The 23,242-nt window shown below is 46.8% G+C and carries 13 protein-coding genes; 9 read left to right on the top strand and 4 right to left on the bottom strand.

Annotated features, from left to right (window positions below; all coding sequences use genetic code 11):
- Window positions 1-8 precede the first annotated feature (8 nt).
- Complete coding sequence (gene der, locus KFE26_RS16820; protein ID WP_105251897.1) at window positions 9-1,475, top strand: ribosome biogenesis GTPase Der; 1,467 nt, start codon at window positions 9-11, stop codon at window positions 1,473-1,475.
- Window positions 1,476-1,557: 82 nt separating this feature from the next.
- Here der and xseA read toward each other — a convergent pair whose 3' ends face one another.
- A complete protein-coding gene (xseA, locus tag KFE26_RS16815) occupies window positions 1,558-2,904 on the bottom strand; it encodes an exodeoxyribonuclease VII large subunit (RefSeq protein ID WP_212601106.1) in 1,347 nt (448 codons plus the stop codon).
- Between the two features lie 120 nt (window positions 2,905-3,024).
- Here xseA and guaB point away from each other — a divergent pair, with 120 nt between their 5' ends.
- The 3 genes from guaB (at window position 3,025) to tadA (ending at window position 6,866) form a co-directional block, all read left to right on the top strand.
- Window positions 3,025-4,491: an IMP dehydrogenase gene (guaB, locus tag KFE26_RS16810; protein ID WP_006085677.1), complete on the top strand. Its 1,467-nt coding sequence runs from the start codon at window positions 3,025-3,027 to the stop codon at window positions 4,489-4,491.
- Window positions 4,492-4,609: 118 nt separating this feature from the next.
- Window positions 4,610-6,187, top strand: a complete 1,578-nt coding sequence (guaA, locus tag KFE26_RS16805) for a glutamine-hydrolyzing GMP synthase (RefSeq protein WP_028761248.1) — start codon at window positions 4,610-4,612, stop codon at window positions 6,185-6,187.
- Window positions 6,188-6,341: 154 nt separating this feature from the next.
- Complete coding sequence (gene tadA, locus KFE26_RS16800) at window positions 6,342-6,866, top strand: tRNA adenosine(34) deaminase TadA (protein WP_409437990.1); 525 nt, start codon at window positions 6,342-6,344, stop codon at window positions 6,864-6,866.
- Window positions 6,867-7,336: 470 nt separating this feature from the next.
- Here tadA and mltF read toward each other — a convergent pair whose 3' ends face one another.
- Window positions 7,337-8,767, bottom strand: a complete 1,431-nt coding sequence (gene mltF, locus KFE26_RS16795; RefSeq protein WP_212601104.1) for a membrane-bound lytic murein transglycosylase MltF — start codon at window positions 8,765-8,767, stop codon at window positions 7,337-7,339.
- Window positions 8,768-9,046: 279 nt separating this feature from the next.
- Between mltF and purL the strand changes: the two genes are divergently transcribed.
- The 4 genes from purL (at window position 9,047) to cydX (ending at window position 17,046) form a co-directional block, all read left to right on the top strand.
- The gene (purL, locus tag KFE26_RS16790; RefSeq protein ID WP_212601120.1) at window positions 9,047-12,928 is read left to right on the top strand and encodes a phosphoribosylformylglycinamidine synthase; all 3,882 of its coding nucleotides are present in this window, start codon (window positions 9,047-9,049) and stop codon (window positions 12,926-12,928) included.
- 1,270 nt (window positions 12,929-14,198) lie between these two features.
- Window positions 14,199-15,755 carry a cytochrome ubiquinol oxidase subunit I gene (locus tag KFE26_RS16785; protein WP_212601103.1) on the top strand — a complete coding sequence of 519 codons (1,557 nt, stop codon included), beginning with the start codon at window positions 14,199-14,201 and terminating at the stop codon, window positions 15,753-15,755.
- A gap of 15 nt (window positions 15,756-15,770) precedes the next feature.
- Window positions 15,771-16,910 (top strand): cytochrome d ubiquinol oxidase subunit II, encoded by a 1,140-nt coding sequence (cydB, locus tag KFE26_RS16780; protein ID WP_028761243.1) that lies wholly within the window; start codon window positions 15,771-15,773, stop codon window positions 16,908-16,910.
- A 19-nt stretch (window positions 16,911-16,929) separates the two neighbouring features.
- Window positions 16,930-17,046, top strand: a complete 117-nt coding sequence (gene cydX, locus KFE26_RS16775; RefSeq protein ID WP_011788717.1) for a cytochrome bd-I oxidase subunit CydX — start codon at window positions 16,930-16,932, stop codon at window positions 17,044-17,046.
- A 619-nt stretch (window positions 17,047-17,665) separates the two neighbouring features.
- On the opposite strand, the gene KFE26_RS16770 is transcribed toward cydX, so the two are convergent.
- Entirely contained in the window at window positions 17,666-19,669 is a 2,004-nt protein-coding gene (locus KFE26_RS16770; RefSeq protein WP_212601102.1) for a methyl-accepting chemotaxis protein, read from the bottom strand.
- A 260-nt stretch (window positions 19,670-19,929) separates the two neighbouring features.
- Between KFE26_RS16770 and KFE26_RS16765 the strand changes: the two genes are divergently transcribed.
- Entirely contained in the window at window positions 19,930-20,175 is a 246-nt protein-coding gene (locus tag KFE26_RS16765) for a YdcH family protein (protein ID WP_105251903.1), read from the top strand.
- On the opposite strand, the gene KFE26_RS16760 is transcribed toward KFE26_RS16765, so the two are convergent.
- Window positions 20,160-23,240, bottom strand: coding sequence for an efflux RND transporter permease subunit (locus tag KFE26_RS16760; RefSeq protein ID WP_212601101.1), 3,081 nt, complete (start codon window positions 23,238-23,240; stop codon window positions 20,160-20,162). The two genes, KFE26_RS16765 and KFE26_RS16760, sit on opposite strands and share 16 nt — an antisense overlap.
- Between the last annotated feature and the right edge of the window lie 2 nt (window positions 23,241-23,242).

Below are 23,242 nucleotides of genomic sequence, written 5' to 3'. Positions count from 1 at the left end.
GCAAAATCATGATCCCTGTAGTGGCCCTTGTTGGTCGGCCGAACGTCGGTAAATCCACCCTATTTAATCGTCTTACGCGCACGCGTGATGCGCTGGTTGCTGACTTTCCTGGCCTAACACGTGACCGTAAATATGGTCGAGCATTCTTATCCGGCTATGAGTTCATTGTGGTCGATACCGGCGGTATCGATGGCACTGAAGAAGGGATCGAGACGAAAATGGCTGAGCAATCCCTTGCTGCCATTGAAGAAGCCGATGTCGTTCTATTTATGACCGATGCGCGCGCGGGTTTAACCGCTGCGGATCTGTCGATTGCACAGCACTTACGTAGCCGTCAAAAAACCACCTTTGTGGTTGCTAACAAAGTTGACGGTATTGATGCCGATTCAGCTTGTGCCGAGTTTTGGTCTTTAGGTCTAGGTGAAGTTTACCAAATGGCGGCGTCTCAAGGACGCGGCGTGACTAATATGATCGAATACGCGCTGACCCCTTATGCCGAAGCGATGGGCATTGTGCGTCAAGGTGAAGACGAAGTTACTGAAGAGCGTGAATATACCGAAGAAGAAGCCGAAGCTGAGCAAAAGCGTCTGCAAGATTTACCTATCAAGCTGGCGATCATAGGTAAACCTAACGTCGGTAAGTCAACCCTGACTAACCGTATTCTAGGTGAAGAGCGTGTCGTGGTATTTGATGAACCCGGTACGACCCGTGACAGTATTTACATTCCAATGGAACGCGAAGGTCGCGAGTACGTGATTATCGATACTGCGGGTGTTCGTCGCCGCAGTAAAGTACATCAAGTCATTGAGAAATTCTCAGTGATCAAGACCTTGAAAGCGGTTGAAGATGCTAACGTGGTGTTGCTTATCATCGATGCCCGTGAAGGGATTGCCGAACAAGATTTAGGTCTGTTGGGTTTCGCACTCAATGCGGGTCGCGCTTTGGTTATTGCCGTCAACAAGTGGGATGGTATCGACCAAGGGATTAAAGATCGTGTGAAAAGCGAGCTTGACCGTCGTCTTGGTTTTATCGACTTTGCCCGTATTCACTTTATTTCGGCGCTGCACGGTACTGGTGTTGGCCATTTATTTGAATCGATTGAAGAAGCTTACGACAGTGCCACACGCCGCGTCAGCACTTCTATGTTGACTCGTATTATGCAAATGTCGCAGGACGATCACCAGCCGCCATTAGTGAATGGTCGCCGTGTGAAGCTTAAATACGCTCACGCCGGTGGTTACAATCCGCCAATCGTGGTCATTCACGGTAACCAAGTGAGTAGACTGCCTGACTCGTACAAGCGTTACATGATGAACTACTTCCGTCGTTCGTTGAAAGTGGTGGGTACGCCAATCCAGCTACGTTTCCAAGAGGGTGATAACCCATTTGAAAACAAGACTGAGAAGTTAACTATGAGCCAAGAGCGCCGTCGCAAACGCGCACAAAGCCATATCAAAGACAGAAAAACCAAATAGTGTTTTTTACCAGACACATTTGAAACAAAAGGAACCTTAGGGTTCCTTTTGTGTTTTAAGACTATTTCAGCGTCATGTAGATTTATTCGAGCGGCTTTATCTGAGTGACGGTTGAAATCACTTGTCCATGGCGCAAGCGGGTCTGCAAACTATCACCTATGGCCAGTTTATCAGCAGAGTCGACCACTTGATTGTGGATGTCAGTGGTAATGCTGTAACCACGGCTTAAAGTGGCAAGCGGACTGACGGTTTCGAGTTGATGGGCCGCGTATTTTATCCGCTGTTCACTTTGGGTGAGTTTGTCCTGCAATGCATCCTGTAAGCGGCTCGCAAGATAACTTAAGCGGTTACCCTCAATGGCGAGTTTATGCTTGGGAGATTGCTGTTCAAGGCGGCTTGCGAGCAACTGCTGACGGCGGCTGAGCAGATGCAAGCGATTCGACAGCGCGGACTCTAGTCGTAATTGCATCTCATCGAATCTTTGTTCGAACTGCTGCAAAGTCCGTTTAGGGTCTTGGCGTTGCAGTCTGTGCTCTAGCAAACTAAGTCGTCTTTCTTGTTTAAGCTGATAATGTTTCGCGCTTTGTTGCAGGCGCGATAAGGCTGTGGCGAGTTTTTGCGCCTTATTATCACTGTCTTGTGATAATAGCTCCGCGCCCGCAGAGGGTGTTGGGGCGCGGATATCAGCAACATAATCACTGATAGTCGTATCAACCTCGTGGCCGACGGCGCTGACAATGGGCAGGGCGCTGTTATAAATCGTGTGGGCGAGGGCTTCGCTGTTAAAACACCACAAATCCTCAAGCGAACCGCCGCCGCGGGTGAGCAGTAATACATCGACTTCTAAACGTTGGTTGGCGATATTGATTGCCTGACAAATACTCTGCGCCGCGGTTTCGCCCTGAACTTGGGTCGGATAGATAATGACTTCAATCGAAGGATCGCGCCTTGCCAATACATGTAAAACATCACGGATCGCCGCACCCGTAGGTGACGTAATAACGCCAATGCGTTGAATATTTTTGGGTAGCAATCTTTTGGTGTCGGCGGCGAATAAGCCTTCGGCTGCGAGCTTCATCTTGAGTGCATCGAACTGCTGGGCGAGTAATCCATCCCCAGCGGGCAGCATGGACTCAATTAATAATTGATAGTCGCCTCTGGGTTCATAAACGCTGATCGCGCCTTTGACCAGCACTTGCTGACCATTGATGGGCTTAAAGCTGACCGTTTGGTTACGGCCCTTAAACATGGCGCAACGGATCTGCGAAGAGTGGTCTTTTAAGGTGAGATACCAATGCCCTGAGCTGGGGGAGGAAAAGTTGGATATTTCGCCATTGAGCCAGATTTTACCCAGTTGCCCCTCGAGGATTTGCCTGACTTCACCATTGAGCCGCGAGACAGTATAAATGTTGTTTTTGGTGCCTTGCATCGAATAACTCAATAAAATGGGGATATTTACTATTTTCCATTTACCAGTGGCGATATGCAAGGTATAATCCCGCCGCAATATTTCACCTCTAAATCCTACTCAACTGGGGAGATGTTGCATATGCTACGTTTAATTAAAGAAGCGCTTACTTTTGACGATGTGTTGCTTGTTCCTGCGCATTCGACTGTACTCCCAAATACCGCCATTCTAAAAACTCGCCTGACCAATACCATTGAATTGAATATCCCACTTGTGTCTGCCGCTATGGACACAGTTACCGAAGCTCGTCTTGCGATCGCGATGGCGCAGGAAGGTGGTTTAGGCTTTATTCATAAAAACATGAGTATTGAAAAACAAGCCGAAGAAGTTCGTAAAGTAAAAATTTACGAAGCGGGCGTGGTTCAACAACCTGTGACTGTGACTCCATCAACGACCTTAGCCGATCTGAAAGTGTTAACACTGAAGAATGGTTTTGCCGGTTATCCCGTGGTCAATGAAGCCAACGAGCTGGTCGGTATCATTACTGGCCGTGACGTACGTTTCGTGACAGATTGGAGCAAAACGGTAGAAGAAGTGATGACGCCTAAAGCGCGTTTAGTCACTGTTGCCGAAGGCACTAAATTAGATGAAGTGCAAAAATTGATGCACTCACATCGTATCGAAAAAGTGTTAGTGGTCGATGATAACTATAAGCTGAAAGGCCTCATCACAGTTAAAGACTTCGAAAAAGCCGAACGTAAACCGAATGCCTGTAAAGATGAGTTAGGCCGTTTACGTGTTGGTGCCGCCGTAGGTGCGGGTGCTGGTAATGAAGAGCGTGTTGACGCTCTGGTTAAAGCCGGTGTTGACGTTTTACTTATCGATTCTTCCCACGGTCATTCCGAAGGCGTTTTACAACGCATTCGTGAAACTCGCGCTAAACATCCTGATTTGCAAATTATCGGTGGTAACGTTGCCACGGCAGAAGGTGCATTAGCCTTAGTCGAAGCGGGTGTTAACGCAGTTAAAGTGGGTATTGGCCCAGGTTCTATCTGTACGACTCGTATCGTGACAGGCGTGGGCGTACCACAAATTACTGCTGTATCCGATGCCGCTGCAGCCATGAAGAGCCTAGGTATTCCTGTGATTGCCGATGGCGGCATTCGTTTCTCTGGCGATTTAGCCAAAGCATTAGCCGCGGGTGCATCTTGCATCATGGCGGGTTCAATGTTTGCGGGAACTGAGGAAGCTCCGGGCGAAACTGAGTTATATCAAGGCCGTGCCTATAAATCCTACCGTGGTATGGGTTCATTAGGCGCTATGTCTCAAGGTTCTTCTGACCGCTATTTCCAATCGGACAATGCTGCCGATAAGTTAGTCCCCGAAGGTGTAGAAGCGCGCGTGCCTTATAAAGGCAAGTTGAAGGAAATCATCCATCAACATATGGGCGGTCTACGTTCTTGTATGGGATTAACAGGTTGCGCCACCATTCTAGAGCTGAATGAAAAAGCCCAATTTGTGAAAGTGACTTCAGCGGGCATGGGCGAATCCCATGTACATGATGTGACTATCACGAAAGAAGCGCCGAACTACCGTTCAGGTTCTTAATCGTTTGATAAGAGGGGCGGCGTAAGCCGCCTCTTTGTAAAACGTTTGATCCAATACTTAAAGCTGGCAATCGCTGCTTTGAGCAATGTTAAAACAATAGATGAGATAAAGGTTACCCATGAGCGATATTCATGAGCACAAGATACTGATCCTCGATTTTGGATCCCAGTACACTCAACTGATTGCCCGTCGTATCCGTGAAATCGGCGTTTACTGTGAATTATGGGCTTGGGATGTCACCGAAGCCCAAATCCGCGAATTTGCCCCGAACGGCATTATTCTTGCGGGTGGACCAGAAAGTGTCACGGCTGAAAACTCGCCGCGTGCGCCTGAATACGTCTTTACCGCAGGAGTGCCGGTACTGGGCATTTGTTACGGCATGCAGACTATGTCTGAGCAGTTGGGCGGTAAAGTGATTCAAGGTGTGGGCGAAGGTGAATTCGGCTACGCTCAAATTGAAATGCTGACAGATTCATTGCTATTCAAAGGCATTGAAGATGCGGTTAGCAGTGACGGCAAACCCTTACTCGACGTATGGATGAGCCACGGCGATAAAGTGTCGGCTATTCCTGAAGGGTTTGTGGCGGTCGCTAAAACGGACACTTGTCCATTTGCCGCTATGGCAAACGAAGAGAAGCAATTCTTCGGCGTACAGTTCCACCCAGAAGTGACCCACACTCGCCAAGGTATGCGCATGTTATCGCACTTTGCCTTAGACATTTGTGGCTGTGCGGCTAACTGGAAACCCTCCTCTATCATCGAAGATGCGATTGAGCGCTTGAAGAAGCAAATCGGTGATGATGAAGTGATTTTAGGATTATCGGGCGGTGTTGATTCTTCTGTTGTGGCTATGTTGCTGCACCGTGCTATCGGTAAAAAACTGACCTGCGTATTCGTTGATAACGGTTTATTACGTTTGAATGAAGCCGAGCAAGTGATGGAAATGTTTGGCGATCATTTCGGCCTGAATATCATCCACGTTGATGCGGAAAACCGTTTCCTCGATGCGATGAAAGGCGAAGCCGATCCAGAAGCTAAGCGTAAGATCATCGGCCGCGTATTCGTGGAAATTTTCGATGAAGAATCGAAAAAATGCGCCAATGCCAAATGGTTAGCGCAAGGCACGATTTATCCAGACGTGATTGAATCTGCCGGCAGTGCCACAGGCAAAGCCCATGTGATTAAATCTCACCATAACGTTGGCGGTTTGCCAGCCGATATGGCACTCGGTTTAGTCGAGCCTCTGCGTGAACTGTTTAAAGATGAAGTGCGTAAAATTGGTCTTGAGTTAGGCCTGCCATACAACATGCTTTATCGTCACCCGTTCCCTGGACCCGGTCTTGGTGTGCGTGTATTAGGTGAAGTGAAGAAAGAATACTGTGACTTGCTGCGCCGCGCCGATGCTATTTTCATCGAAGAACTGCATAAAGCCGACTTATACAATAAAGTCAGCCAAGCCTTTACTGTGTTCTTACCTGTACGCTCTGTTGGCGTGATGGGTGATGGCCGTAAATATGACTGGGTTGTATCACTGCGCGCAGTGGAAACAATCGATTTTATGACAGCCCATTGGGCACATCTGCCCTATGATTTCTTAGGTCGCGTATCAAACCGTATCATTAACGAAGTCGATGGCATTTCCCGTGTGGTTTACGATATCTCTGGCAAGCCGCCAGCGACTATCGAATGGGAATAAGTTAATTATTTGAATTAACGATTAAAAGGCGCCTAGTGCGCCTTTTTTGTTGTTCGATGGATTAACTTAGGCTAATGACTCAGCCGTGAAATATCTGTGCTTGACTGATATAATCCGGCTTTATTTTTTGCTAAAAGAGATAAAGGTGTAAGTGGTGCAAACGCAACAAGACGAACAATCTCAGCAAGATGAACATTGGATGCAAGTCGCGATGGAGATGGCAGAAAAAGCCGAGGCCGAGGGCGAAGTGCCAGTAGGTGCGGTATTGGTCAAAGACGGTCAGCAGATTGCGACGGGTTATAATTTATCCATTAGCCAACACGATCCTAGCGCCCATGCGGAAATTTTATGTCTGCGGGAAGCGGGGCGTTTGGTCGAAAACTACCGTCTTTTAGATGTGACTTTATATGTCACGCTTGAACCTTGCGCTATGTGTGCGGGCGCTATGGTGCATAGCAGAATTGCTCGTGTGGTATTTGGCGCACGCGATGAAAAAACGGGTGCAGCGGGTACTGTGGTGAATTTATTGCAACATCCGGCGTTTAATCACCAAGTTGAAGTCACATCAGGGGTGCTGGCCGATGCTTGTAGCGCGCAATTGAGTCGTTTTTTTAAACGTCGCAGGGAAGAGAAAAAAGCCCTGAAACAGGCTCAAAAGGCGCAGCAAGCTATTGGGTAAGTGACGATTAACGTGACAGGATTAATCCTGAGACTGAATAAAAGTAAAGAAGAGTTTTTGACGATTTAAAATACGGCGATGACGAATTTTTAGCAAAGTACGACGACGCGCAACGGTATTGTTGATGGTTTTTCTTCTCATATTGACCCCATTAATTGTTATTATCGATGCCCTACAGAGATTTATCTTAGGTCATAACCCAAGACAGTAGCAGTTGCACAGGAGTGCAGCAATAGCACTGGTCAGATAAGCTGAACTAAGCGATGTTTTTCATCGCAAATTTGAGTTAGGTTGGCAAACCTTAATTCGGTTCTCCTGTTGTTTGATATCGCACCTTGTTGAATACGTCTACGTACATCTTGATGTTTTTATGTTGATTTTCTAGTTGCGTAACACTCTGTGCTTGATACATAAGAAGTGAGTTGTTGGATTGTCGTTTGGCCCATACACTTAAGCGCTAACGAGTTAAGCTATTTAGGTTGATCAGGGCTTAACGTTCCCGTAGGAATCACGGGTTCTTCCACAGTAAGGTCGCTCGAGTCATCATCGGGGTCGGGTTGTTTCGACTGATTATCCACCCAGACTAACGTGTCATAGTAGCGACGGATGCTGTCGACGTAATGAACGGCTTCACTGCCTCGGGCGTAACCATAACGTGTTTTTTGATAATATTTACGCTTTTGCAGTAGCGGTAGTACCTTTTTTAAATCTCGCCAAGCATTGGGATTTAACTCCATCGATTCCGCAAGCTTACGTGCATCTTCAATATGGGCATATCCTATGTTGTAAGAGGCCAGCGCAAACCACATGCGTTGACTCTCTGGGATCGATTCTGGCAGGCGATTGATCATATCGTTCAAATACGCCGCGCCGCCGCGAATACTTTCTTCGGCATCGAGTCGGTTGGTGATCCCAATCTCTTTGGCGGTTGGCTGAGTCAACATCATCATGCCACGCACTCCTGTGGCCGAGCGGGCATTAGGATTCCAATGTGATTCTTGATAGCTGGTTGCTGCCAGTTTACGCCAATCTAAATTGCCTGCATGGGTTTCAAATAATTGTCGATAACGCGGCAATACTGTCTCAATGGCACGGATAAATGCGCGAGTATCGATATAATCGAAGCGTTTTACATGACCAAAGTATTTCTCGTTGAGATGATCCAGCGTACCGGCAAGCTTCTCTTGGTGCCAAAAGGCCAGCAATTTACTCATAAGTTCATCACTGTGAGTGGGAGGTAACAGCCAGATCACATCGAGTTTTTCTTCTAGCACAGGGCCTGAGCGTAAGTCGGGTAGGTAGCGACGGTTGATCTGTACGCTGCTGGAGTCGGCGATAGTGTAGTCAATTTCTTTGTTGGCAATCATGGCCAACAACTCTTCACTGTCTTTGTCGGTAATTTGATCCCACACCAGCGTTGGATAATGCTTTTGCAACTGGGTCAAGGTCTCAACGAAGGAAGAGTCGGCGATGACGGTGATCTTACCTTTTAAGTCGCTGATGTCTTTTGGGGTTGGCATGCCTTCGCGATACACCAACACTTGATTCACCCGGTATAGCGGTGGACCTAAGCGGAACTGTTCTCGCCTTGTGGGCGTTTCTGTCATGCCTGCAGCAATAATATCGATTTCATTCTTTTTGAGGGCTTCGTACAACTCGATACGGTTTGTGTAGGGCACCATTTTTAAGGGCACATTTAAGTATTCGGCAAACAATACCGCCATATCGTAATCGAAACCGCTATCACCTTGGCCCGAGGTCATATAAATCTGTGGGCCGTAAAGTGTACCGACTCTTAGCTCAGTTAATTTTTTTGGCACGAATTCTGTTTCGTCCACGGTCACCTGCTGACAGGCAGTCAGTAGGAAACCTAAGATAAGAGCGAACAGAAATCGAGTCATTAAATGTACTTATAGTAAATAAAATCAATATTATAGATAGCAAGTTAACAGTGGGGCATTAGTGGTGAACTGGCTGACATTGGTGGGATTATATCCGTTTGTCTGCGATTTCGAAAAAAAATCATTCTGGGGAAAAGTACAGCCGACACAATACTGGGCTTTTTATATCACAGGAAACACTGTTTTGCGTAAGGTCGCAGGTGATTTGTGACAGACATTTCCTTATAATAGCGCCACCTCTGACCCCTGCAATAATAAATAATAAGGTGAATAGACGTGATGGAGATCATCCGCGGAGCCCCTGCACTCTCGACGTTTAGGGTGCAAAAGCTGATGGAGGCCTGCGAAAACGCGGCGCTTCCGGTACGCCAAATCTATGCTGAGTATGTCCATTTAGCGGATTTGAGCGAGTTGCTCGATACAAATGAACGCCAGCAACTTGAAAAAATTCTCACCTATGGACCTGCGATAGAAGCTCATATCCCCCAAGGTTCACTCCTGTTTGTCACTCCTCGCCCCGGTACTATTTCTCCTTGGTCTTCAAAAGCCACTGACATCGCGCACAATTGTGGCCTTGGTAAAGTGAAGCGTTTGGAGCGAGGCGTTGCGTATTATGTCGAGTCAGATGCACTGACAGCGCCTCAGCAACAAGCCTTAAATGCGTTGCTGCACGATCGCATGGTTGAAATTATCCTTGATGATTTTACCAAAGCCGATGTGCTGTTCAAACGCACTGAGCCTGCGCCGTTTAAGAGCGTCAATATTCTTGCCGAAGGTCGCCGCGCACTTGAAGTGGCTAACACTGAATTGGGGCTTGCCTTAGCCGAAGATGAAATCGACTATTTAGTCGAGAACTTCGTCCGTTTAGGCCGTAATCCCCATGACATCGAATTGATGATGTTTGCTCAGGCGAACTCTGAGCATTGTCGTCATAAGATTTTTAATGCAGATTGGACCATTGACGGTGAAGTTCAGCCTAAGTCATTGTTCAAAATGATTAAGAACACCTTTGAAACCACGCCTGATCACGTGTTATCTGCCTACAAAGATAACGCCGCTGTGATGGAAGGTTCGGTTGCGGGTCGTTTCTTCCCCGATCCTGATGGGGTATACAACTACCACACTGAACCTATGCACATCCTGATGAAAGTGGAAACCCACAACCATCCAACCGCCATCAGCCCCTATCCTGGCGCCGCAACCGGTTCAGGTGGTGAAATCCGTGATGAAGGCGCGACGGGTCGTGGTTCTAAACCTAAAGCGGGTTTAACAGGCTTTAGTGTATCCAATTTAAAAATCCCGGGTTTTGTTCAACCATGGGAAGGTAACTATGGCAAGCCAGAACGTATCGTGAGCGCGCTGGACATCATGACCGAAGGCCCACTGGGCGGCGCGGCATTTAACAACGAGTTTGGTCGTCCGGCATTGGTCGGTTATTTCCGTACTTATGAGCAGGAAGTCAGCAGCCACAACGGCGTTGAAGTTCGCGGTTACCACAAGCCTATTATGCTAGCCGGTGGTTTAGGTAACATTCGTGAAGAACACGTACAAAAGGGCGAAATTACTGTTGGCGCTAAGCTGATTGTGCTGGGTGGGCCTGCGATGAACATAGGTCTGGGCGGCGGCGCCGCTTCGTCTATGGCATCGGGTCAATCGAGTGAAGACTTAGATTTTGCTTCTGTGCAACGTGAAAACCCAGAAATGGAACGTCGTTGTCAGGAAGTGATTGACCGCTGTTGGCAGCTTGGCGATAAAAACCCGATCCAATTTATCCACGATGTGGGCGCTGGCGGTTTGTCGAATGCTTTCCCTGAACTCGTGAATGACGGCGAGCGCGGCGGTTTGTTTAATCTGCGTAATGTGCCTTCGGATGAGCCTGGCATGAGTCCGCTGGAAATCTGGTGTAACGAATCACAAGAACGTTATGTGCTGTCAATTGCCCCTGAAAACCTCGCGCTATTTACTGCCATCTGTGAGCGTGAGCGCGCACCGTTTGCGGTGGTGGGTGAAGCGACGGCGGAAAAACATTTAACGCTTAGCGACAGCCATTTCGACAATAATCCTATCGATTTACCGCTCGAAGTCTTATTAGGCAAAGCGCCTAAGATGAGCCGCGATGTGGTATCGGCCAAAGCCGTATCGCCAGCGCTCGAACAAAACAAGATTGATGTTAAAGAAGCGGTTAAACGCGTACTGAGCTTGCCTACAGTTGCGGATAAAACCTTCCTTATCACTATTGGCGATCGCACCGTCACGGGTTTAGTGAACCGTGACCAAATGGTGGGTCCATGGCAAGTGCCTGTGGCCGATTGCGCGGTGACTGCGGCAAGCTTTGATACCTACGCCGGTGAAGCTATGTCACTGGGTGAACGTACACCGCTAGCACTGCTTGATTTTGGCGCCTCTGCCCGTATGGCTGTGGCTGAGTCAATCATGAATATCGCCGGTGCCGATATCGGTTCATTTAAGCGTATCAAGCTTTCTGCCAACTGGATGTCTGCCGCGGGTCACCCTGGTGAAGATGCGGGTCTTTATGAAGCGGTGAAAGCCGTAGGTGAAGAACTGTGTCCAGAGCTGAGCCTGACCATTCCGGTCGGTAAAGACTCTATGTCGATGAAGACCGCATGGCAACAAGATGGCGCGGATAAAACCGTGACGTCGCCTATGTCATTGGTCATCACTGCCTTTGGTGTGGTGCAAGATATTCGCAATACAGTGACGCCAGAGCTACGCACAGATAAAGGCGAAACGTCTTTACTGTTAGTGGATTTAGGTGCGGGCAAAAATCGTTTAGGCGGTTCTTGTTTAGCCCAAGTGTTTGGTGAGCTGGGTGATATTGCGCCGGATCTTGACGATGCTGCACTGCTGCGTGGTTTCTTCGAAACGATGCAAAATCTAGTCGCTAAAAAATCGGTTATCGCTTACCACGACCGTAGCGACGGTGGTTTATTCACTACCTTAGTGGAAATGGCTTTTGCCGGTAATACAGGTTTAGACATAGATGTAGAGGACTTGCAGGGCACTGATTTAGAACGACTCTTTAATGAGGAGCTCGGCGCTGTGCTGCAAGTGAGCCGTGACAATGCTGCGAAAATTGCCGCTCAGTTCGCTATCGCTGGCGTGCCTTGCCATGTGATCGGAACTCTAGCCGACGATCAACGCATCACCATTAAAGATGGCGCGCGTGAAATCTTCAGTGATACCCGTGTAGCGCTGCGCACTGTGTGGTCAGAAACCACGTATCGTATGCAAGCTCTGCGTGATAACCCAGCGTGCGCACTTGAAGAGTTCAAACTTAAGCAAGACGAAACCGATTTAGGCTTAACCGTTAACTTAAGTTTTGATCCAAGCACTGATGTTGCCGCGCCTTATATTCTTAAGGGCGCTGCGCCTAAGATGGCGATTTTGCGTGAGCAGGGCGTTAACTCCCACGTAGAAATGGCAGCTGCTTTTGATCGTGCGGGCTTTGAAAGCCGCGACGTACACATGTCTGACATTTTATCTGGCCGTATCAGTCTAGAGAATTTCCAAGGCCTAGTGGCCTGTGGTGGCTTCTCCTATGGTGATGTATTAGGTGCGGGTGAAGGTTGGGCTAAGTCGATTCTGTTTAATGAGCGAGCTCGCGATGAGTTTTCTCGTTTCTTTGAACGTGACTCAAGCTTTGCCCTTGGCGTGTGTAATGGCTGTCAAATGCTGTCAAACCTGAAAGAAATCATTCCAGGAAGCGAGCATTGGCCACGTTTTGTGCGTAACCGCTCAGAGCGTTTTGAAGCGCGTTTCAGCTTAGTTGAAGTGCAACAGAGCCCGTCGTTATTCTTCCAAGGTATGGCAGGTTCACGTATGCCCATTGCTGTATCCCACGGTGAAGGTTTGGCTGAGTTTGCTAGCCCTGAAGCGCTGGCGATTGCCGAAGCGTCAGGCACGATTGCGCTGCGTTTTGTCAATGGTAAAGGTGATATCGCGACTCAGTATCCACAAAACCCGAACGGCTCGCCAAATGGCTTGACTGGGATTTGTACCACAGATGGCCGCGTAACCTTGATGATGCCGCACCCCGAACGTGTGTTCAGAACAGTGGCTAACTCTTGGCATCCAGATGCTTGGGGTGAAGATAGCCCTTGGATGCGTATGTTCCGTAATGCACGAGTGACCTTAGGTTAAGCGTTTAAAGTCAACGGCTTTTGCCTTTGTTGAGGGGTAAAAGCAGGTTAATGAAAGCGTAAAAAAGGAGCGATAATTTCGCTCCTTTTTTTATATATAAAATGCATTTTATGGAAGTGATTGTATTTCAAATTATTAACGCTTATTGCAAATAATCTAATGGACTAAAGTGGCAAAATAGCCACTTTAATCGGTAAATACCTATTAATAGGTATGTTGCGCATTTGATACAGGGCGTGGTGTTTTATTGGGTTCTGGAGTTGTTGGGGGATGCTAGGGTCTTAATATAGAAAAAGCCCCCAATCTCAGGGAGATGGGGGCCCGTTTTGCGCTAACAAAACTTCACATAAATACAATCAATTTCACGAGTAATTCTGGGGATTATTTCAGCTCATTAGCTGTATAAAGTTCAACAAAAACACGCTTGTAGCTGTTAACCAGACGTTCAAATAATTTAGTCATATCGATATCTCCACACCAAAAGTTAGTACCTATGTGCGCGAAGTTGGTCTTGGCTGGGCTACGACACCAGTTCTACCAAATTGTCTCCTTAACACAGGACATATATTAAACAACTCAGGTTAGCTTCTCAAACGAGAAAAAATACAATTATTCATTATTAAAACTAATGAATTTTAATGCTGCTTTTATATCGCCATTTCAATATGTGGATTTAATTGTTGATTTTAAAGGTTTTAAATTGATTTTCGCTGAAAATATTTTTATGTTTTCTTAGTTAATTTGTTGCAACATTATTTGTTTGTTAGTTTTTTGGTAGCTGGAGCTGATTTGTGGCGACTAATCAATAAAAGTATGGGTTTACATTAATTAACGCTTGCTCACTACTCCTGTTTTATGTGGTTGTCAATCCCTCTCAATGGGGAAGTGTGTGCCTCACCGCAAAACCCACCTAAACCACTGAGTTTGATTGATTTGCATCAAAGCGAGGTGGTATAAAATAGCCACAAATGAAAACGAATAAATATCTTAACTATCTGATATTTATATCGATGAGATCATTTGATTGATTGAGTGGTAAGGTGTCGGTCTCAGTTACTTGCGATAGTGTGACTCGCGTCTCAATATGCGACGGATATTGGTACTTTTTAGCCCTTGCTGCTTCGAACTAATGCAAAAGATTAAATTTAACGGTTTATACTGATGTTCAGATATAAACACAAAATGAAAACTCACTATCCTACAAAGGCACTTGCTGTGATTGACGCGGGTTTTATCATAGCAATTGGACGCACCAAGTAAGGAGTCACCGATGATTGTTGAAGAGGTTGTTGAGCTATCGCGGTTGCAGTTTGCGCTGACAGCCATGTATCACTTCCTGTTTGTTCCCTTGACGTTGGGGTTGGCATTTTTGCTGGCTATCATGGAATCACTGTATGTGATGACGGATAAACAAATTTATAAAGATATGACTAAGTTCTGGGGTAAGTTATTTGGTATTAACTTTGCCTTGGGGGTTACCACAGGTTTGGCAATGGAATTCCAGTTTGGTACTAACTGGTCTTACTATTCGCATTACGTAGGGGACATCTTTGGTGCGCCTCTGGCTATTGAAGGTTTAATGGCCTTCTTCCTCGAATCTACCTTCGTCGGTATGTTCTTCTTCGGTTGGGATCGTTTCACTAAACGTCAACATTTAGTGGTGACTTGGTTAGTGGCCTTTGGCTCTAACATGTCGGCATTGTGGATTTTAGTGGCAAACGGTTGGATGCAAAACCCTGTGGGGTCAGTGTTCAATTACGAAACCATGCGCATGGAAATGACCAGCTTCGCCGAAGTGGTGTTTAACCCTGTTGCGCAGGTGAAGTTTGTTCACACTGTGGCTTCGGGTTATGTCGCGGGTGCCATGTTTGTACTGGCAATCAGTGCTTATTACATCCTCAAGAAACGTGACTTACCTTTTGCCCGTCGCTCATTCGCGATTGCGGCAAGCTTTGGTATGGCGGCAATTCTATCGGTTATCGTGTTAGGTGATGAATCTGGCTATAAAGTCGGTGAAGCACAGCGTGTTAAGTTAGCGGCGATTGAAGCTGAATGGCATACAGAGCCTGCTCCAGCGGCCTTTACTGCTGTCGGTTTTCCGAATCAAGAAACCATGAAAACAGATTTTGCAGTCAAAATTCCTTATGCGATGGGTATAGTGGCAACACGCTCGTTGGATGAAGAAGTGACTGGTATTCATGACTTGATTACTGAGCATGAAGTGCGTATCCGTAACGGTATGAAAGCCTATGCCATGCTAGTGAAACTGCGTGCGGGTGAAGAAACGCCTGAACTACGTGCTGCTTTTGAAGAAGCGAAAGTCGATTTAGGCTACGGTTTCTTACTAAAACGCTACACAGACAAAGTGGTTGATGCGACTGAAGAGCAAATTAAAGCAGCAGCTAAAGATTCTATCCCGAACGTAGCACCGATTTTCTGGAGCTTCCGTGTGATGGTAGGTCTAGGCTTTATCATGTTGTTCGTATTTGCTGCGGCATTCTGGCAAAGCACACGTCATCAAATTGCCGAGAAAAAATGGGTACTTAAAGCTGCACTTTATAGCTTGCCATTGCCTTGGATCGCGATTGAGTGTGGTTGGTTTGTGGCTGAGTATGGTCGTCAACCTTGGACGATTTCTGAGGTACTACCGACCTTTATGTCTGCGTCAAGCTTAACGACTGGCGACTTATGGTTCAGTATCCTTTCTATCACCTTGTTCTACACTGTACTGCTGGTGATTGAGATGTTCTTGATGTTTAAGTTTGCCCGCATTGGTCCGAGCAGTTTGAAAACTGGTCGTTATCATTTCGAGAACCTAGAAGCCTAAGCAGAGGATTTCATTATGTTTGATTATGAAATATTAAGAGTTATCTGGTGGGCTCTGATCGGCGTACTGTTCATCGGATTTGCGGTTACTGATGGTTTTGACATGGGTGTCGGTGCGTTACTGCCAATTATAGGCAAAGACGATACTGAGCGCCGTATCATGGTTAACACTATTGCTCCCCATTGGGACGGCAACCAAGTGTGGTTAATCACAGCAGGCGGTGCGTTATTTGCCGCTTGGCCTATGGTGTATGCAGTGTCTTTCTCTGGCTTCTATGTCGCCATGATGTTAGTGCTGTTTGCCCTCTACATGCGTCCAGTCGGATTCGATTATCGTTCTAAAATCGAAAATCCAAAATGGCGTAAGTCGTGGGACTGGGCCTTGTTTGCCGGTGGTTTTGTACCTCCGCTAATCATAGGCGTGGCCTTTGGTAACTTGTTGCAAGGTGTGCCTTTTGAATTCGACGAGTTCCTACGTGCGACTTATCACGGTGGTCTGTTCGGCCTGTTGAATCCTTTCGGTTTGCTGGCAGGTCTTGTGAGCGTGAGCATGTTTATGATGCAAGGCGCTTCTTGGCTACAAATGAAGACTGACAGTGAGCTGCGTGTTCGTGCTGCGAAAGCCACGCAATTCTTCGCACTGTTAGTGGCTGTGTTGTTTGCTGCTGCGGGTGTGTGGTTAGCCAATGGTATCGATGGTTATGTAGTGACTTCAGTACTGGACCATAATGCGGTTTCTAACCCAGCCATGAAAACCGTCGCAATTGAAGCGGGTGCTTGGCTTGCCAACTATGACAAATACCCCATCACTATGCTGTTCCCTATCTTAGGTGTGGCATTGCCTCTGCTAGTGATTTTGGTTAGCCGCTTTAACCGTTCAGGTTTTGCGTTCCTATTCAGCTCACTCACTGTGGCTATGGTGATTTTGACTTGCGGTGCAGCAATGTTCCCATTTGTCATGCCATCATCACTTAACCCTAACGTCAGTTTGACTATGTGGGATGCAACAGCCAGTAAAATGACCTTAGGTGTTATGACTGCTGCTGCAGCGATTTTCGTACCTATAGTGTTGAGCTACACTGTCTGGACTTACTACAAGATGTTTGGTCGTATCGGCCGTAAGCATATTGAAGATAACAAAGCCTCACTCTATTAGGCATTAAGGAGCATCTGCTATGTGGTATTTTACGTGGATATTAGGGGTTTTGTTGGCCTGTTCTTTTGGGATTATCAATGCCCTGTGGCTTGAGAATACAGAGAACATGGACAGATCGGCAGAAGATGCCGAGTAACGTCTAAACTCGATTTAAAAACCTCGCATCAGCGGGGTTTTTTATTGGGATTTTTTGATGGGCTGAGGTTATTTTAATTAGAGGCAGAGCTAGGCTATCGTATTAGGCCACGCAGTTAACTTCGCTGCAGAGTGGTGATGTAACTGCAGCGAATAGGCCTGATGTCATCGCTTTTTGATTGTCTGCAGATGCTTAGTCTGCATGGTTTTAGATATTTTCTCCATTATTCCTTCACGTCAGGCTCCTAAATAAAAGTCCCAAATCCCATTTCTTAAATGTGGCTCCTATCGTTTTGATGTAGTGCTGTTATAAAAATGCCGCCCTGTTAGGGCGGCATTTAACGTTTGATAAAGCACTAACTCTGTATCTAACCTGAACTCGGGATAACGAGTGTCGAAAAATCTAAATTTAACAAATAAAATCAATGGTATAAAATTATTCGTTTAAAGCGAAAAATCTATTTCCTGACTGAATGCGCAGATTTTTGCGCATATCAAGGCGCTCTGTCGTACGCCATAGCGAGCTATGGTTAGACAGAGCAACGCAGAGAGGCCCGAAAAGATGCCTATTCAGCGGCTCTGCTTATCCCGAGCTCAGGTTATCTAAGTCCGTATTTGAGTTAGGCCTTAAACTGGCTTATTTGGCGTTTTAAGGCGGCGGCTAAGGAAGACAGTTCATTGGCAGAATGCACTGTTTCAGTGGCACGGTGCTCGCCTTCGTTAGCGAGTTCGCTGATCTGATGCAAATTGTGGGTTATCTCTTGTGCAACACTGCTTTGCTGCTCAGTAGCCGAGGCTATATTGCGTGAGCTAATCGCGAGTTCGCCAATCCTACGGGTGATTTCCTTCAGTTGTTCACCCGTTGCTTCACCCTGTGTTGCAGATTCCATTCCTAATTGATGACTTTGGCTCATTTGTTCTGTGGTGCTTTTCACTTGAGTTTGCAGCTTTTCAATCGTTTGGCCAATTTCTACAATGGATGACTGGGTCCGCTGGGCGAGAGTTCTCACCTCATCGGCAACGACGGCAAAGCCTCGACCTTGATCGCCTGCGCGCGCTGCTTCAATTGCTGCATTTAATGCGAGTAAATTAGTTTGCTCGGCAATGCTGTTAATGACTTCGGTCACCTTGCTGATCGCTTCACTTTCATGGCTGACTTTTTCAACCGATTGATGACTGTTGCTGAGTTGCTGACTGAGTTTGAGTAAATCCTGCACCACTTTAGTCTGTTGGTTTTGACCTTCTTTGGCTGCGGCATCCACTTGCTGGCTTTGAACTGCGCCATCTTGGGCATGATTAGCCACATCACGGATCGAGGTCGACATTTCTTCGATGGCAGTTGCGATTTGATCCGTTTGTAGCATTAGGGCTTGAGCTTCTTCACCATTTTGCTTCGCGATGCTCTGTGCCTTGGAGGCTTGTTGCTCTAGACTCATGACTGAATCCTGCAATGCAATAATCAATTGCCTGAGCTCTGAGGACATAGTTGATACGCTGGTCGTGATTCGATCCACTTCGTTTTGACTCTGTGGTTCTGATGGCGCTAAGTGATGGCTAAAATCGCCACTGCCTAAATTTTCCATATGCACTTGGAGGGCATGCAAAGGTTTGAGTGCGCGAATTAAGACAACTGATAATAGCGCTGTGATCAGCGCGATCCCTGTGATAGCAACGATGGCGTTGATGGTGAGCAATTGCATACTTTCTTCATTAAGCTCACTTGCTTTGACTTGACCCACTAGCACCCAATTCCAGCCTGTTACGGTTTGGCTATAAGCAAACATTGGCTCATTTTTACTATTGCTGTAATGGGATTCCGCATCATTTTGGGTGGCATACGCAACACTTAAGCCATCAAGCATACTTTCGGTGATGATGTCACCTGCGTTGAACTTAGGATGGGCGACTAACACATTGTCTGCTTTGCGTACTAATAGAAAATGGCCACTTTCTTCTAAGGTGATTCTGTTAACTGCTTCTTGTAATTGTTTTAAGGAACTGGTGATGTCGAAACCAATATATAAGATACCAATGACTTTGCCCTGTGTGTCTTTCACTGGACGATAGACTGTCATGTAGTCTTTGCCGAAAAGTTTGGCATAACCTTCGTATTCATTACCGCTGAGCAGCACTTGATAGCCTGGATGTGTTTTGCCAAGGGAAGTACCTAGTGCACGGCTGCCATCGGCTTTTTTGAGCGAAGTCGAAACTCGCATAAAGTCATCGCCATCACGTACGAATACCGTAGCGGTACCGCCAGTTAGATTAGCAAAACGATCGACTTTACTTTTTGATGAGTTCACTTGTTCTTGTTCATGCATTAGGGCTGGAGAGCCTACTCCCATCACATTGACAGTTTTATTTTGCAGACTAAATTGTCCAGGATACATTTCCTTAAAAACATCGGCGTTGCGTCTCGCAAGCTGCAGAAGACTATCGTACTGCAGCTCTAACATGTCTGAAACTGCACGCATTTCAGATTTCATGGCACTGATACCTTTATCTTCTAATACATTTGAAGCGGCTTTATAGGAGACGGTACTCAGTACGCCAAAGATGAGAAGAGTGAGAATAAACGCGAGGGCGCCAATTTGTTTTGCAATAGGCCAATTTTTATAATTCATCGTAAGATCCTATAGGTAACGGTTACATCAATGTAGCCTAAGTTTTACTCTGTAGTCTTGATGTGGGTCTAAAACTTCTGCAATTTTAAACTCATTTCGTTGATATTTTTGCAGTTTTAGACTTGGACTCATCAGCTTATTTTGCAGAAATGTTAGCAGATAACATGCCCAAGTACTGGCTGTATTTTGAGGGTATAGACTAAGCTGCTTAAGGTGAATGGAGTTCATAGTGTTAGAACCACATTATAGGAGAAGTGAATATGCTAGGTGAGAATCATGCGTTGGTTTATGAGTTTCCTGATTTTGTCGATCAAATTAAGCATTTAAAAGTCAATAATACTGCCTTTGCGACCATGGCTAGTCGTTACCATGAGCTCGATAATAAAATTAGGGCGCTGGAGTTAACAAAAGTGCCCACCGCCGATGAGCACTTTTTAGCGTTAAAATTAGAGCGATTAAACCTTAAAGATAAACTGTACCAATATCTAGTTCATGATGCTATTTGAGCTTGAATCGCGGATGGGTTGTTCGCCGTACGGGTTTTCATCAGCAGCAAATACATGGTTGGAACCCATACCAGAGAAAGTAAAGTCGTCAGCAGGGTGCCGCCCGCGATAGCAATGGCAAAGGGAGGCCAAAACCCGCCGCCAGCAATGATGAGCGGAATAAAACCGCCCACGGTGGTAATGGTTGTTGAGCTGATATGACGGCCACAGCTGCTGACGGTAGAGACTATGGTTTCCATATCGCCGAGCCGAGCGCTCGGCATATCTTCTAGTTCGGCCAAGATCACAATCGCAGCGTTAATGGCAAGTCCCATTAATCCAAGCAGTCCTATGATGACTGGGAATCCAAAGGGATATCCGAACACAAACACGGCTAATAGGCCAAGTCCTGCCGATTGTATCGCGCTCAATAGAATAATCGCCGTGAGCCTAAAGGAGTTGAACGACAACACCACAGTGGCTAATAACAAGGTGACGACCAACATCATATTGGACAGTAAATTACCGACCGCTTCGTTACGCTTAGCGCTTTCACCACCGATTTCAATGCGATAACCCGATGGCAACGGTAATTGAGCCACTTTATCTTTAACATCATTAAGCACTTGAGCAGGTAATACCCCACTGACGATGTAGGCTTCTATGGTATTAACCCTTTGGCCGTTGCGCCTTGGAATGGCGCCTCGGCTCACTTGCACTTCGTTGTGGGCGAGGGCGGATAATGCAACAGACTCACCCGAAGGTGTCATTAATTGAATTTCAGAAAGGCGGCTCACCTGCTCGCGACTGTCATCAGCAAGGCGAACTCGTACGGGTAAGGATTCTGTTTGCTCAAGCACACTACCACCGATAACGCCTGTGGTTGACATTTGGATCTGTTTGGCAATGTCCGTCAGGCTTAACCCACTCATTAGACTGGCATCTTCATTTACCTGTAGCCACAGCTTAGGTGCACCGGCACTTAAGGTTGCACGTGTGTGAAGTACGTCCGGCGTTTGCGCGAGAATATTACGAACTTCGTCGCCCAATGATCGCAAAGTATCTAGATTCGGGCCGAAGATCATTAACTCCACTGGTGCATTAAAGGGCGGGCCTTGCTCGAGTTTTCGTACTAGTACTTGCGCTTCGGGAAAAGCGTTATCAAATTGCTGTTGTAATTCGGGGATTAACTCATTGGCACGCTCAAAGTCAGTCACTTTTACCATGGCCTGTGCATAGTTAGTCGCCCCTTGTTGACGCTGCGTCAGGTTGTAATAAAATGAGGGCGTATTACCGCCGACCACCCAATCGACTTGAGTGATCCCTGTGACTGCGTGGAGTTTTTTATCCATCAACTGCACTTGGTTCAAGGTGTTTTCTAAACTCACATGGGGCGCAAGATAGATTTCAATTTGGAACATGTCCCTGTCCGATGGCGGAAAGAATTGCTCTGTCATCTTACCCGAGGCGAAAAAACCTAATACTGGTGTAATGCCGATAAGCAGCGCGCTGACGATAGGGCGTTTAAGGGCAATTCTCAGGCTCGCTTGAAAATATTGGCTCACTAGCGGGAGGTTGATCCCGTGTTGATACCAGACATCCTGTTTACCTTCATGACTAAAACGTCCCGCGAGCCCTGCAATTAGCGTATGGGAAATCACGTAAGAGCCCAGCAGCGCAAACATCACTGACATGGCAATACCACCGACAAATTCCCCCGCAGCACCGGGCATGAGTACTATGGGCGCAAAAGCCAAAATAGTGGTGATAGTCGATCCCGCTAAGGGCAGCCAAAGGTGGTGTAAGGTTTCGCTCACTGCGGCTAAACGGCTCATTCCTTGCTGACGCCTTTGCGATATGGCATCGACAATCACTATCGCATTGTCCACCATGATCCCAAGGGCGACGACGAGTCCTGTCACCGACATTTGATGTATCGGCAGGCCGATATATTTCATGCAGGCCAAGGTAAACAGCGCTGTGAGCGGCAATGAAATCGCCACTATGATGGCGTTTCTTAAGCCTAGGGTGAGGAGTAGTACCAGCAAGATGATGACAAATCCTTGCAGCAGGTTAACCACTAGCCCGCCAAGTCGTTCGCTGGTGTAACTGTTTTGCTCGAATAGCCATTGGATCTGGATATTAGCGGGGACTTCGCGATTGAGTTCGTCAACGACGTTATTGACTTGCGCTTGCCAAAGATCAACACGGGTATTATCGATCATTCGCACTGCAACCATTACGCCTTGTTCACCATCGACTAACGCTATGCTATCCGCTGGGGTTTGAGCTTGGCGAGTCACAGTGGCTATGTCGCCGAGGCGAATAATTTGCCCTTGGCTATCAATTTTAAGCGGCACTTGGCGAATACGGGTTAAAGAATCAAGCTCGCCGGAGACTTCAACTAAGGCTCGAAATTCACGGTTGTTGATTTCACCGGCAGCAATTTTACTGTCGGCGCCGCTGAGAATATGGGCGATGGACGCAGGAGAGAGCTGTAACTGGCTCATCTTGTTACCATCAAGCTGCACTAGCATTTCTTCGGTCGGTGCGCCGTAAAGTTTGACAAAATCCGTGCCTGATAACAGCCTGAGCCGACTCTGTAATTCTTTTGCGTAGCGGTTTAGCATGTCGACTTGTACGGGCGTATTACTATTCCACACTAAACTTAAGATGGCGGTGTAGGCATAACCAATTTGATCATCGAGTGTGGGAGATTGTATGCCCTCAGGTAAATTAATTTTCGCATCGGCCAATAAATCCCGTGCTCGAGACCATACGGGAGCCGTTTCTTTAACTGTGTCTTTCAATTCTAACTGTATAACTGAAATCCCTGGTCGAGAGGTTGATTGGATCAACTTAATTTCTTCCAAACGTCTGAGCTGGTTCTCAATGACTTCAGTCACTAAGGCTTCTACCCGCTCGGCTGAGGCGCCAGAATAAGGGGTGATAACAGAGGCGAAACGGTTAGTTATGTGGGGATCTTCAGTACGCGGTAGGCTCGATATTGCACCAAAGCCTGCGACAAGTAATAGCGCAATAACGAGGCTGACTAAGCGGCCGTTTTCAACAAAGGCTTTAATCATAA

Source organism: Shewanella sp. M16, from assembly GCF_018224605.1.
Lineage (GTDB): Bacteria > Pseudomonadota > Gammaproteobacteria > Enterobacterales > Shewanellaceae > Shewanella > Shewanella oncorhynchi.
The sequence above is the reverse complement of the archived record's forward strand: the minus strand, read 5'-3'. Positions and strand labels throughout refer to the sequence as shown.